Consider the following 13968-nt stretch of genomic DNA (forward strand, 5'->3'; position numbering starts at 1 on the left):
TATGTAATTAATTTTACGCTTTAAAACTATACGCAAAAATCAAAATGTGAGTTTTAAAATAGTGCAGATGCAATGGCTTCTATATTATCACTTTTTCCCATAGAATAGTAATGTAACACTGGTACTCCAGCATCTAAAAGCTCTTTAGATTGATGGATTGTCCACTCCACTCCAACTTGCCTAACATTTTTATTGTTAGAACAGTTTTCAATAGCATTGATGAGGTCTTGAGGTAAATCAATTTTAAAGACCTGAGGCAACAACTGCAGGTGTTTTTTTACTGCAATAGGTTTAATCCCAGGAATAATTGGCACATTTATACCTTCCTTTTTTGCAGCTTCTACGAAATCGAAGTACTTTTTATTATCAAAAAACATTTGGGTCACCACATAATCTGCGCCAGCGTCAACTTTCTCTTTTAAACGTTTTAAATCCGATTGTAATGAAGGTGCCTCAATGTGTTTTTCAGGATAACCAGCAACACCTATGCAAAAATCTGCTTTATTATCTGCCTCAACGACGTCATGAAGATATTTACCACAATTTAAATTTTGGATTTGACCTACCAATTGGGTCGCAAATTTATGACCACCCTTTGAGGGTTCAAAGTATTTTTGATGGCTCATCGCATCTCCACGAAGTGCCATGACATTATCTATGCCCAAATAATGACAATCTATTAATAAGTATTCTGTTTCCTCTTTAGAAAACCCTCCACACAGCACATGTGGTACCGTATCTACATCATATTTATGTTTGATTGCTGCACAAATACCAACTGTGCCAGGACGCATTCTCGTAATTCGCCTATCTAACAATCCCTCGCCTTTATCAATATAAACATATTGCTCCCTAGACGTCGTGACATCAATAAATGGAGGTTTATACTCCATTAATGGATCAATATTACTGTATAACTCGTGAATACTATTTCCTTTTTTTGGCGGAATAATCTCAAAAGAAAACAATGTTTTTCCGTTGGCTTTTTTAATGTGTTCAGTTATTTTCATATGTTAATTCCAAACTTTTGGAAGTCATTTTCAGAAACAAATTTATAACCGAACATCTTCTTTAATTAAAATTTTGACATTAAGCCCGCAATCACCAAAGACACTGCTGTAAGCAATATAATTTGGATAGCAAACTTCAATTCTAATCTATACTTTTTCATTTTAATGTAGCTTTAATTTTTTTGCAAAATTATTCCTTTTTCACATTAAAACATTATCTAAATTGTAATTAATTGTTAAGATTTTTCTGTGCTATAATTTGTTGAAATTTTATCTGTTTTTACTATATTTTTTAGCTTTTAAGCTATTCAAATTTTAATTTTTTTTTATTGAATTATTGATCTGCCAAATTAGGATTCAACCATTTTCTTGCTTCATCTTCACTAACATGTCTTCGCTTTGCATAATCCTTTAATTGATCTTCGGTTATCTTTCCTAATCCAAAATATTTTGCTTCTTCATTCCCAAAATAATAACCACTTACACTTGCAGCGGGCCACATGGCTAGACTTTCGGTTAATTTCACGCCTATATTTTCTTCGACGTTTAATAATTTCCAAATCGTTTTCTTCTCCAAGTGATCTGGACACGCTGGATAACCTGGAGCTGGGCGAATCCCTTTATACGACTCCTTTATTAAATCGGTATTTGTTAGATTTTCTTCGGAAGCATAGCCCCAAAAATCAGTCCTCACCTGTTTGTGCAAGTATTCTGCGAAGGCTTCTGCTAACCTATCTGCCAATGCCTTAATCATAATTGAATTATAATCATCATGATCTGCTTCAAATTGTTTGGCTAATTCTGCAGTCCCAAATCCTGTAGAGACACAAAATGCTCCCATATAATCTTGGATCCCTTTATCTTTTGGTGCGATAAAATCTGATAAAGCAATATTTGGAATGCCTTCTCTTTTACTTAATTGCTGACGAAGGGTAAGAAATGTGAGCGTCTCTTTATGAGATGCTGAATCAAGTTCAGCATGACCATCTCTGATTGTCACCTCAATATCATCATCATTTATTGTATTTGCTGGAAACAATCCAAAAATGGCTTTTGCTTTAAGTAGCTTTTCATCAAAAATACGTTTCAATAAGTTTTGAGCATCTTTGAACAATTCTTGCGCCTGTTCTCCAACGACATTATCTGTTAAAATATCTGGATATTTACCATGAAGATCCCAACTTCTAAAAAACGGACTCCAATCAATAAAAGTTTCCAATTTAGTGATATCAAAGTCCTCTATAATTTGAATGCCAAGGTTTTTGGGTTTTACAATTTCCGAAGTACTCCAATCAATCTTAAATTTATTTTTTCGAGCGTCCTCTATGGAAACATAATTTTTTTGCTTGCCTCGTTTTAAAAACTGCTCCCTAAATTTATCGTATTCTTCCCTAATTTGTTCTTTATAGATTTTATTGTCTTTTTGAAGCAAATTCCCAACTACAGTCACTGCTCTCGATGCATCATTGATGTGCACAACCGTATGATTATATTTTGGTGCAATCTTAACTGAGGTATGTGCACGAGAGGTTGTTGCGCCTCCAATAATCAACGGAATGTTTAGATTTTTCTTCTCCATTTGCTGGGAGACGTACACCATTTCATCAAGTGACGGAGTAATTAATCCGCTCAATCCAATAACATCTACATTTTCTCTAATGGCTGTTTCAATAATTTTTTCTGGAGGCACCATAACGCCTAAGTCTATGATTTCGTAGTTATTACAACCCAAAACAACACTTACAATATTTTTACCAATGTCGTGTACATCGCCTTTTACGGTTGCCATTAAAATACGTCCTGCATATCTAGCCCCTTCCGTCCCCAAAGGGGAAACTTTCAACTCGGTTTTAATTGATTCTAAAACATTTTCAAGATTTGACAATACATCATCATTTGTAAATCTAATAACACGATATCCATTATTATTTAACCATTTTGTTCGCTCTTCATCAGAAATTTTATTTTCTGGTAATTGATGTATTAATCCATCTATTTCAATTATTAAACTTTGTTTTAAACAAATAAAATCTGCTATGTAACCACCTATTATATGTTGACGTCTAAACTTAAATCCATCTACTTTTTTACCACTTAGTTCATTCCATAACACCTCTTCTGCATGCGTAGGTTTATTACGCATTTCTTTAGCGTATTGTTTCAATAAACCATACAAGACTGGATCTGCTGTCTTCCAATAGTAAGTCCCCTTTGGGGATTTAGGGGCTTTTTTTGCTTCTTCAATAAATGGCTGTAAATACGCTACAGCCTTTTTCATCACACGAGCAGATTTTACCACTTGAGGCAAGAACATTTTTCCACTGCCAAAAAGATCACCTACGACGTTCATCCCAATCATTAAATTGCCTTCGATCACTTCTATAGGTTTGCTGGATGCTAATCTTGCTTCTTCGGTATCTTCTATAATAAACTCATCAATACCTTTAACTAAACTGTGGGTTATTCGGTCTTGTAGTGGTTCATTTCGCCACTCTAAAACTTTAACGACATCTTCCTTTTTATCGCCTTTTACAGTTTCAGCAAAATCTAATAAACGTTCTGTTGCGTCATCACTTCTATTAAATAATACGTCTTCGACGTGTTGCAATAAATCCTTCGGAATTTCATCATAAATCTCCAACATCGTTGGGTTTACAATCCCTAAATTCATGCCATGTTTAATAGCGTGATATAAAAATGCTGAATTGATAGCTTCCCTAACGGTATCATTTCCGCGGAAAGAAAAAGACACATTACTCACACCTCCCGAAACATTTGCATACGGAAGATTTTCACGAATCCATTTAGTTGCATTGAAAAAATCAAGAGCGTTGCGTCGATGCTCGTCCATACCTGTCGCTACAGGAAAAATATTGGGATCAAAAATGATGTCCTGTGGCGAAAATTTGACCTCATTAACCAAAATATCGTAGGAGCGTTTACAAATTTCAATCCTGCGATCATAGGTATCTGCTTGTCCGTTTTCATCAAAAGCCATAACAATTACCGCAGCACCATAGCGCTTAACAAGTTTAGCCTGACGCTTAAACTCTGCTTCGCCTTCCTTTAAACTTATTGAATTGACAACACATTTACCTTGCGCAACTTGTAATCCAGCTTCAATAATTTCCCATTTTGAACTATCAATCATCAACGGAATACGTGCAATATCTGGCTCAGAGGCAATAAGGTTTAAAAACTTCACCATGGCATATTTACCATCGAGCATGCCTTCATCCATATTGACATCTAAAATTTGCGCGCCTCCTTCAACTTGATCTCTGGCGACGCTTAAAGCCTCGTCGTATTTTTCTTCTTTTATTAATCTTAAAAATTTTCTTGAACCGGTTACGTTTGTGCGTTCTCCTACGTTTATGAAGTTACTTTCTGGAGTTACGACTAGAGGTTCTAATCCAGATAATGTTAGATACTTTTTACAGTCACTTTCTGCCATTATGCGTGTACTTTAGTTTGTCTTGGTTTGTAATTTTGGGCAACCTCAGCAATAGCTTTGATGTGTTCCGGATTTGTTCCGCAGCAACCACCAATAATATTAATTAATCCATCTTTTAAATAATCCTCGATCAAAACCTGCATTTGTTTTGCAGATTGGTCATATTCTCCAAAAGCATTTGGTAAACCAGCATTTGGGTGTGCAGAGGTGTGAAATTCGGTTTCGTTAGATAATCGCTGTAAATAAGGTTTGAGCTGCTCTGCACCTAAAGCACAATTAAAACCGACACTCAATAATGGAATATGAGAAATTGAAGCCAAAAAGGCTTCTACAGTCTGACCAGACAGTGTTCGACCTGATGCATCTGTTATGGTTCCAGATACCATAATTGGGATGTCTATTTGGCGCTCTTCTTTTACTTCTTCAATAGCAAATAAAGCTGCCTTAGCATTGAGCGTATCAAAAATAGTCTCCACTAAAAGCACATCAACACCACCATCAATCAAAGCTTCTACCTGCTGCTTGTATGCAACTCTTAATTCTTCAAAAGTAATGGCTCGATATTCTGGCTTATTCACATCTGGAGACATGCTTGCGGTTTTATTAGTTGGGCCAATACTACCTGCTACAAATCTTGGTTTCTCTGGGTTTACTTTTGTAAATTCATTAGCAACTTGCTTAGCGATTTTTGCAGATTCGTAATTTAACTCATAAACCAAATCTTCCATATTATAATCTGCCATTGCTATTGTGGTTCCAGAAAAAGTGTTGGTTTCTACAATATCTGCTCCTGCTTCAAAATATAATCTATGCACATCTGCAATAGCTTGCGGTTGTGTTAAGGATAATAAATCGTTATTCCCTTTTAGTGACGTTGGGTAGTTTTTAAAACGTTCTCCTCTAAAATCTTCTTCGGAAAAATTATAACGCTGCAACATGGTTCCCATGGCGCCATCGAGCACTAATATTCGTTTTTCAATTTCCTCTTGTATATTACTCATTTTGTAACGCCTGTTTTAAATCTTCAATCACATCTTCTACGTTTTCCAATCCCACCGAAACTCTAACCAGTCCACCAATTATTCCAACTTCCAATCGATCTTCTTCGGAAAGTTTAGCATGGGTTGTTGATGCTGGATGGGTTACAATAGTTCTTGTATCTCCTAAGTTTGCAGATAATGAACACATTTTTATATTGTTTAAAAATTGTCGCCCAGAATCTATACCTCCTTTAATTTCGAAAGCTACAATATTTCCACCAAGTTTCATTTGCTTTTTGGCAATCTCGTATTGCGGATGTGATTTTAAAAATGGATATTTCACCAGATTTATTCTATCATAATTTTCCAGAAACTGCGCTACTTTTAAAGCATTTTCGCAATGCTTGTCAACCCGTACTGCCAAAGTTTCTAAACTTTTTGATAATACCCAAGCATTAAATGGTGATAATGCTGGACCAGTATTACGCGAAAATAAATAAATCTCTCTAATCAAATCGGCACTTCCAACAGTGACACCTCCAAGAACACGTCCTTGTCCATCAATTAATTTTGTTGCCGAATGAATCACTAAATCTGCTCCAAATTTTATAGGTTGTTGTAAATATGGTGTTGCAAAACAATTGTCAATCACCAATAAAAGATTATGCTTCTTTGCAATGAGTCCCAAACGCTCTAAATCCAAGATATCTACTGCAGGATTTGTTGGGCTTTCCGCATAAATGATTTTTGTATTCGACTGGATTTTAGCCTCAACATCATCTAAATTATTGGTATCAAAGTAGCTGGTTGTGATATTCCATTTTGGCAAGAAATTGGTAAACAAACCATGTGTTGAACCAAAAACACTTCGTACAGATACTATATGATCTCCAGAATTTAATAACGCTGCAAACGTTGAAAACACTGCAGACATTCCAGACGCGAATGCATAACCAGCTTCGGCACCTTCCATTTTGCAGATTTTTTCTACAAACTCTGAGTTATTTGGATTTGTATAACGACCATAGACATTACGTATTTTTTCTTCAGCAAAAGACGCTCTCATATCTTCTGCATCCTCAAAAACAAAACTTGATGTTAAATATAAAGGTGTTGAATGTTCTAAAAATTGAGAACGCTCGGTTTGCGTTCGTATGGCATCGGTTTCAAAATGACTCATAGTTATGCTGTAATTCTTTTTTTGTAGCAATCCAATTCAAAATATTTACTTTGTTTTCTTTTTTCAAAAATTGGTAATAAGAATTTTGACAATTGCGCGAATTCTATCAAAAATGCATCATGACCATGAATTGACTTTATCTCGTTGATGCAAACATTATCTTTTATTAACTTAAGATCGACATAGGTTTCCCAGTTTTCTTCAGGTTTAAAAAAGAGATCGCTATTAATGGTAACGATATGGATATTAGACTTGATTTTCGAAACCACATCACTAAATGACGTTCTGTTTCTTGTAATATCAATAGTTCTCAATATTTGATTCATTAATTTATATGCTGAAATATTAAAACGCTCATCTAAAGCTTTTCCATGATAATTAAGCCAACTTTCTACATTAAACAGTTGAGCTGATTTTTCAGTTCTTCGGAATTTACTCGTCAGAGATTCTGGTGTGCGATATAAGGTCATGGCGTGCATTCGTGCATCTGCCAATGGCGAACTGGAATTATTTAATATAGCGTCTTGAATATGGCAATTGGCAATGAGCCAATCTGTAGATTTCCAATCGGTCGCGATAGGAATGAGGTGCTCGATCAAATCTGGTTGCAATGCAGCTAATTCCCAACCAATCCCACCTCCAACAGATCCTCCAATGGCAGCATACAATTCTTTAATTTTTAAAATTTTTAATCCCTCGGAAAAGATTTTAGCGATGTCCCTTGCATTAAAATCCATATAATTTTCAATGAGGTTATTTGTGTTTCCGTCGTAACCATTTCCTGGAATATTAAATGCTAAAACCGTATAAAAATTGGTATCGATGCATTTATGTTCACCTATGAGATCATTCCACCAACCCTCATTTCCGCAGATATTAGAATTACCCGTCAATGGGTGATTCACCAGAACAATCGGTGCATCATGTAAGTTTTGTCCAAAAACTTGATACGATAAGTTGATGTGTTGGGTGGTGCCAATTTCAGTATTAAAATTAGAAATAGAAATGTGTTTTAATGTTGACATGAGTTTATTTTTATGAAAAGCTACCGCAAACCATGGCAATTTGCAGTAGCTATTTTGAACATTAAACTTCTATGATAAAACGGTCTCTTTAACCACTTTAAAAGCTGCTTTTAGATCTGCCTTTAAATCGTCTATGTTTTCAATACCAACCGATAGACGAATCAAATCTTTGGTCACTCCAGTCGTTTCTTGAGCTCCATCACTCAACTGTTGGTGTGTAGTACTTGCTGGATGGATGATCAATGATTTTGTATCACCAATGTTAGCTAAGAGCGAGAATATCTTGGTCGTATCTGCTATTTTTTTGGCTGCTTCAAAACCGCCATCTGCACCAAAAGTGACGATTCCACTTTGACCATTTGGTAAATACTTTTTAGCCAATTCTTTGTACTTACTCGTTTCTAATCCTGGATAGTTAACCCATTTAACTTCTGGTTGCGCTTGTAGCCATTTTGCCAGTTCCAAAGCGTTTTCACTGTGCTTTTTAACTCTCAATTCTAAAGTCTCTAAACCTTGAATGATTTGAAATGCATTAAACGGACTCAAAGCACCACCATAATCGCGCAATCCTTCAATTCTAATTTTAGCAATAAATGCTGCAGGACCAATGGCCTCGGTATACACTAAACCGTGATATCCAGCAGAAGGCTCTGTGAACTCTGGGAATTTACCATTGGTCCAATCAAAGGTTCCTGCGTCCACTATTATACCTCCTAGGGATGTTCCGTTTCCGTTGATATATTTTGTTAAAGAGTGGATGACGATATTTGCTCCATACTCAATAGGATTCAATAAATATGGTGTTGCAACCGTATTATCTACAATTAAAGGCACTTTATGCGCTTTCGCTTGTTTAGAAATTGCTTCAATATCTAAAACATCTAATTTTGGATTGCCTAACGACTCTACGAAAATGGCTCTCGTATTTTCACGTGCAGCTTTCTCAAAATTCTCTGGGTTTGATGGATCTACAAACGTCGTTGTGATGCCATGTCTTGGCAACGTTACACTTAATAAATTATAGGTTCCTCCATATAAACTATTGGATGCCACAATATGGTCTCCAGCTCTGAGAAGTGTTAACAACGTAGTTGAAATGGCTGCTGTTCCAGAGGCTGTTGCCACCGCTGCAATACCACCTTCTAAAGCAGCAATACGTTGCTCCAAAATATCGTTTGTTGGGTTGTTTAAACGGGTGTAAATAAAGCCTGGAATAGATAGATTGAATCGTCCAGCAGCATCATCTGAATCATCAAATACATACGCTGTAGATTGATAAATTGGGACAGCTCTTGTACCTCCATTTTTTGTCGTGTCGTGACCTGCGTGCAACGCTTTGGTTGCGAATTTTTGTGTACTCATTTTTCTAAGTTTTTGAGTTAATTAAAAGATTAATTCAAAAGCCAAATAAGCTTCTTAAGAAGCATACTTAATAGAAAAATGTTAAAAAGAAATTACTAATTACAGATGGGTAATTAGTTTTAAGTTATCTATCCAAATTTGCAAAAAATGACTTGCGCATTCAAGTAGAATTTAGCACCTTCTCGATTGAGATCCCTGTTTTCACAGGAACTTCGAGGGTTGCTAAGGTATCAACGAGTCTATCTCTCCACCTTTCTTGATAACAATTTCAGTAAGTGTTTGAACTTTATGAGTACAAAGATTGCAAAAATTATATGTCACAACCAAATGAAATAGAAAATTTTTCTAAAAAATTAATGAATTAAAGTTTAAACGGAAAAATATTCCGTTATTATTTATTTTAAGACATATTTATTCTGAAATACTGAAAATTTTAGATTTAGCACATTTCCGAAGAATTCATTTTACTGCAAAAATGACTGGGATTCTAAATAAATTCTTTCGTATACATTCTTTTCTAGTTACAATTTAATCTGTACTTTTGCTGCCAATATCAACGAGGAAAAATTTGTTCTGATTGCAACCTCTTTAAAAAAATGCTAAAGCAGTTAGTTATAGACTTCTCTAGCGACAAAGCAATCTTAATTTATTTTTCTGAATTTAAAAAAAAAGATTATATGTCATATTTATTTACTTCGGAAAGCGTCTCTGAAGGCCATCCAGATAAAGTAGCAGATCAAATTAGCGATGCCTTAATTGATCATTTTTTAGCCTTTGATAGCGAATCAAAAGTAGCTTGTGAAACCTTAGTGACTACAGGGCAAGTTGTTTTGGCTGGTGAGGTGAAATCAAATACGTATTTAGACGTTCAAAAAATTGCGCGTGATACGATTAACAAGATTGGCTACACTAAAAGCGCGTATATGTTTGACGGGAATTCTTGTGGCGTATTTTCTGCAATTCATGAACAATCGGAAGACATCAATCGTGGTGTTGACAGAGCAAGCAAAGAAGAGCAAGGTGCTGGAGACCAAGGGATGATGTTTGGCTACGCAACCAGTGAAACCGAAAACTATATGCCTTTAGCATTAGATCTGTCTCACAGAATTTTAAAAGAACTTGCCGATTTAAGACGTGAGCATAAAGATATTACCTATTTACGTCCAGACTCAAAAAGCCAAGTGACTATTGAGTACAGTGATGATAATGTACCTCAACGTATTGATGCGATTGTAGTTTCTACGCAGCATGATGATTTTGATGAGGACGATACGATGTTGGCTAAAATTAGAACCGATATTGTGGAGATATTGATTCCGCGAGTTGTTGTTAAATTACCGGAACACATCCAAGTATTATTTAATGATCAAATTACTTATCATATCAACCCAACAGGAAAATTCGTTATTGGAGGACCTCATGGAGATACAGGATTAACAGGACGAAAAATCATCGTTGACACATATGGCGGAAAAGGTGCCCATGGTGGTGGTGCGTTCTCAGGAAAAGATCCTAGTAAAGTAGATAGAAGCGCTGCTTATGCCACACGACATATTGCTAAAAATATGGTTGCAGCTGGTGTTTGTGAAGAAATATTGGTACAAGTAAGTTACGCAATAGGTGTTGTAGAACCGACCTCTATTTTTGTAGATACTTATGGTACTTGCCCATTTAATATTACAGATGGTGAGATTGCTTCAAAGATCAAAAGTATTTTTGATATGCGTCCAGCAGCTATTGAAGAGCGTTTAAAATTACGCCAACCAATGTATAGTGAAACTGCAGCTTATGGTCACATGGGCAGAACTCCAGAAATAGTTAGTAAAACATTTTCTCAACCTAATGGTGATGATTTAACGCTTGATGTTGAGTTATTTACATGGGAGAAATTGGATTATGTAGACAAAGTGAAACGTGCTTTTGATATTTAAAGTTTAAAATACATTATAACAAAAACCTCCATATTTAAATTTGGAGGTTTTTTTGTTTTATAGAGTTCTTATATTGGTTGAATTCGTTCTTTCTATTGAAAATCAAGAATAAATCATTTGTAACAAAAATGAAAAAAAATATTTTATATCTTAATTGACGCAACCTTTTTAAATTTTTACATCTAGATAATAGAACTCTAACATAAAATCAATCATAATGAAATTCACAAAACCGTTTTTACTATCCTTTATATTGCTTATTGCATTGTCTTGTAATAAAGATGATAGCCCAAATAGTCCTCAAAACCAAGAACCAGATCCAACAGCATTTGCCCAAAATTTTGGTAGTGAAATCTCTAGAACATTTCTAGGGACTGTTTTAGATATCAACGATAATCCTATTGAAAATGCACAAATTAGCATTGGAAGTTCAACTGCAATGACAGATGCCAATGGTATATTTATTATTAATAATGCTACCGTTAATGAGCGCTTCGGATATGTGAAAGCAGAGAAAGCAGGCTTTATACGCGCCTCAAGAGCAGTTGTTCCAAGTGAAGGCACAAATAAGATTCGTATCACGATGTTGGCAGAAACCATTGTTGGCACAACTTCAAGTGGAACACAAGAAACTATTAGTTTACAAGATGGAGCATCTGTTGCTTTAGAAGGTGATTATATAAAAGCAGATGGTTCTTCTTACTCCGGAAATGTGAATGTTATTATGCATCATCTAGATCCAGCAGATGGCAACATGCCAGACCAAATGCCTGGAATGCTCTATGCAGCGAACTCACAAAACGAAGCACGTATGCTTGAAACTTTTGGCATGCTTGCTGTAGAGTTGAGAGGTGAAAATGGCGAAGATTTAAACTTAGCCGAAGGTTCTACAGCAGAAATAACTGTGCCTTTAGACCCAAGTTTAATGGTAAATGCACCAAGCTCTATACCACTTTGGTACTTTGACGAGATCAATGGGTATTGGATTGAAGATGGAGAAGCTACTTTAGTTGGCAATACTTATGTTGGCACCGTGTCTCATTTTTCGTTTTGGAATTGTGATATACCTATTGAAGCTGTTAATTTGTGTGTAACTGCAGTAAATTCTGATAATAATAGCTTAGCTAATTTGATAATTGGAATTACCAGTAATACTTACGGAACAAGAAATGGATACACTAATGAAAACGGACAAGTTTGCGGTCTAGTTCCAAGCAATGAATCTTTAGAAGTAAATGTTTCTGTTCTTGGAGTTGGTAATTGTATTTCTGATATTATTTATTCGACAACGATTGGTCCATTCTCAACAGATTCTTCAATCGTAATTGAAATTACTGATTTTGGTGATTTGGATATCGAAACGGTTTTAGGAAGTTTTGAGACGTGTTCAGGAAACCCTGTTGATGATGGTTACGTGTTTTTAAATAATGCTGGATTTGAATCATATGAATATGTAGATGATGGCGATTTTGAAATTAACTTTTTGCGCTGCGATGATAACGATACGTTCTATTTAAAAGGATATGACTTTGTTAATCTTCAAGAGACAGACTCTATTGCATATACGTACACAAGTCCAATAACAAATATTGGAACATTAACTGCCTGCAATACGATAGATGAATTTATTCAATATCAAATAGATCAAGAAAATGAAGTGACCATTGCAACGAATTTGTACATAGGACTATATTTTTCGCCTTCAAGTCCTACAATACCGAGATTATCTGTTCAAGGATTTACGAGTAATGATGATAATCAAGATTATTTCTTTTTCCAATTTCGCCTAAATGACAATCCCCCTTATACTGGAGCTTATAATCATACTGGATTTGGAGATGACATAGGATTTGGTACCGAAGGTCCAGTTTTGTTAAATAACGAAAGTATTGTTATTAGTTATATTACAAATTTTGGAGAGGTTAATGAATTCGTAGATATAAATTTTGATGGCACCTATGAAGATCCTGATGGAACAATGCATACTTTCAACGGTATTATTCATGCGAGAAGAGATCAATAGAAATAATTTTAATAAAGAAAGCCTTCTCTTTTTAAGATTCGAAAGAGAGGGCTTTTTTAAGCCTAAGGAAATTGGGCATCTAATTACCCACGTGGTCTCCCACCCATACGCTGTGACCTAAATTCTTTCATTTTCTCAACAATGGTTTCTTGGTAGGCTTTTTTGGTGACTTCTTTTCCTTTATTGGGTGCTTCAATTTCAATGGTTTCTTCTGGATTGAGAACCAATTTAGAACATAACATTGTTGTATCTCCTGCGCTCACTTCTAAGATTAAACCTGGAAGTCCCCAATATTCTGATGGACCGTGGCTTACTGGGATTTGCGGTGTGTACCAAGCTTCAACTTCGGTCATTGCTATTTCTTGCTCTTTAGTTTCTCCATCTTCAGTTGCTGGAGCTTGATTTTGTAGTTTTCCCCAAGAAAACGAGTACCATGTGAGCTCATCTGTTGGTATAGATGCTGTAGCTTTAAAACAAGTATAGTTTCCTATTTGTTTGGTGTCGCTTCCTAATTTCCAATCTATGGGTTGCAAGCTATCTTTTACCAAAAAGCGCTTTCCGTAGAATTCTTGGTCTTGTATTTGGGTATTGGTCTTTACATTTTTGTATTGATCTCCTGCTGTGAAATTTTTTCCCCAAGAGTCTGTTGCTCCAGACATCGCGTCGAGTTGATCATTTTCGGTAAAATACGATTCGGTTTTATTGAAATTTAGGGTGTATGTTTTTTCCAGTCGGTTTTTTAACCTTGCCTTCACTTCCTTCTTTTGCTCTTCACTCATTCGTGCTCCCCAACTACCCAAATCTAAACTGGATTTGGCCATATAAGTTGCCTGACCTTGAAATTCCTTTGACTCTTGGGCGTTATCTAAAGTTGGATTCAACATCAATAAACCACTACATATAATAACAGTTATTGTTGTAATAATAGATTTCATATTATTGAGGTTTTGGTTTGTCTAACAAATTTAGACAATTATTAAACGGTTTAGGTATTTTTTTAATA

The 13968-nt window shown here is 35.4% G+C and carries 9 protein-coding genes and 1 riboswitch; of the genes, 2 read left to right on the top strand and 7 right to left on the bottom strand.

The window, feature by feature from the left end; all coding sequences use genetic code 11:
- Positions 1-53: 53 nt before the first annotated feature.
- The 6 genes from metF to GQ40_RS10595 all read right to left on the bottom strand — a co-directional run bounded on the left by metF (position 54) and on the right by GQ40_RS10595 (position 9011).
- Positions 54-1010, bottom strand: a complete 957-nt coding sequence (metF, locus tag GQ40_RS10570; protein WP_047548030.1) for a methylenetetrahydrofolate reductase [NAD(P)H] — start codon at positions 1008-1010, stop codon at positions 54-56.
- Between the two features lie 334 nt (positions 1011-1344).
- A complete protein-coding gene (locus GQ40_RS10575; protein WP_047548031.1) occupies positions 1345-4464 on the bottom strand; it encodes a vitamin B12 dependent-methionine synthase activation domain-containing protein in 3120 nt (1039 codons plus the stop codon).
- Positions 4464-5465: a homocysteine S-methyltransferase family protein gene (locus GQ40_RS10580; protein ID WP_047548032.1), complete on the bottom strand. Its 1002-nt coding sequence runs from the start codon at positions 5463-5465 to the stop codon at positions 4464-4466. The genes GQ40_RS10575 and GQ40_RS10580 overlap by 1 nt, the downstream gene beginning before the upstream one ends.
- The gene (locus tag GQ40_RS10585; protein WP_047548033.1) at positions 5458-6624 is read right to left on the bottom strand and encodes a trans-sulfuration enzyme family protein; all 1167 of its coding nucleotides are present in this window, start codon (positions 6622-6624) and stop codon (positions 5458-5460) included. The genes GQ40_RS10580 and GQ40_RS10585 overlap by 8 nt, the downstream gene beginning before the upstream one ends.
- 2 nt (positions 6625-6626) lie before the next feature.
- Positions 6627-7649, bottom strand: coding sequence for an alpha/beta fold hydrolase (locus GQ40_RS10590; protein WP_047548034.1), 1023 nt, complete (start codon positions 7647-7649; stop codon positions 6627-6629).
- A 69-nt stretch (positions 7650-7718) separates the two neighbouring features.
- Entirely contained in the window at positions 7719-9011 is a 1293-nt protein-coding gene (locus tag GQ40_RS10595; protein ID WP_047548035.1) for an O-acetylhomoserine aminocarboxypropyltransferase/cysteine synthase family protein, read from the bottom strand.
- Positions 9012-9132: 121 nt separating this feature from the next.
- A riboswitch (SAM riboswitch) is annotated at positions 9133-9277 on the bottom strand.
- 411 nt (positions 9278-9688) lie between these two features.
- Here GQ40_RS10595 and metK point away from each other — a divergent pair.
- Both metK and GQ40_RS10605 read left to right on the top strand, forming a co-directional pair.
- Entirely contained in the window at positions 9689-10942 is a 1254-nt protein-coding gene (gene metK / locus GQ40_RS10600) for a methionine adenosyltransferase (protein WP_047551856.1), read from the top strand.
- Positions 10943-11159: 217 nt separating this feature from the next.
- Entirely contained in the window at positions 11160-12965 is a 1806-nt protein-coding gene (locus tag GQ40_RS10605; protein ID WP_156115570.1) for a carboxypeptidase-like regulatory domain-containing protein, read from the top strand.
- Positions 12966-13048: 83 nt separating this feature from the next.
- On the opposite strand, the gene GQ40_RS10610 is transcribed toward GQ40_RS10605, so the two are convergent.
- Positions 13049-13900, bottom strand: a complete 852-nt coding sequence (locus tag GQ40_RS10610) for a GLPGLI family protein (protein WP_047548037.1) — start codon at positions 13898-13900, stop codon at positions 13049-13051.
- Positions 13901-13968: the final 68 nt, after the last annotated feature.

The sequence above is a fragment of the Psychroserpens sp. Hel_I_66 genome, assembly GCF_000799465.1.
Classification (GTDB): Bacteria; Bacteroidota; Bacteroidia; order Flavobacteriales; family Flavobacteriaceae; genus Psychroserpens.

Bases quoted from the DNA above. Each gene is read 5' to 3' on its own strand.
- GQ40_RS10605 (WP_156115570.1), top strand. From the start codon at position 11,160: ATGAAATTCACAAAACCGTTTTTACTATCCTTTATATTGCTTATTGCA.
- metF (WP_047548030.1), bottom strand. From the start codon at position 1,010: ATGAAAATAACTGAACACATTAAAAAAGCCAACGGAAAAACATTGTTT.
- GQ40_RS10590 (WP_047548034.1), bottom strand. From the start codon at position 7,649: ATGTCAACATTAAAACACATTTCTATTTCTAATTTTAATACTGAAATT.
- GQ40_RS10580 (WP_047548032.1), bottom strand. From the start codon at position 5,465: ATGAGTAATATACAAGAGGAAATTGAAAAACGAATATTAGTGCTCGAT.
- GQ40_RS10585 (WP_047548033.1), bottom strand. From the start codon at position 6,624: ATGAGTCATTTTGAAACCGATGCCATACGAACGCAAACCGAGCGTTCT.
- metK (WP_047551856.1), top strand. From the start codon at position 9,689: ATGTCATATTTATTTACTTCGGAAAGCGTCTCTGAAGGCCATCCAGAT.
- GQ40_RS10610 (WP_047548037.1), bottom strand. From the start codon at position 13,900: ATGAAATCTATTATTACAACAATAACTGTTATTATATGTAGTGGTTTA.
- GQ40_RS10575 (WP_047548031.1), bottom strand. From the start codon at position 4,464: ATGGCAGAAAGTGACTGTAAAAAGTATCTAACATTATCTGGATTAGAA.
- GQ40_RS10595 (WP_047548035.1), bottom strand. From the start codon at position 9,011: ATGAGTACACAAAAATTCGCAACCAAAGCGTTGCACGCAGGTCACGAC.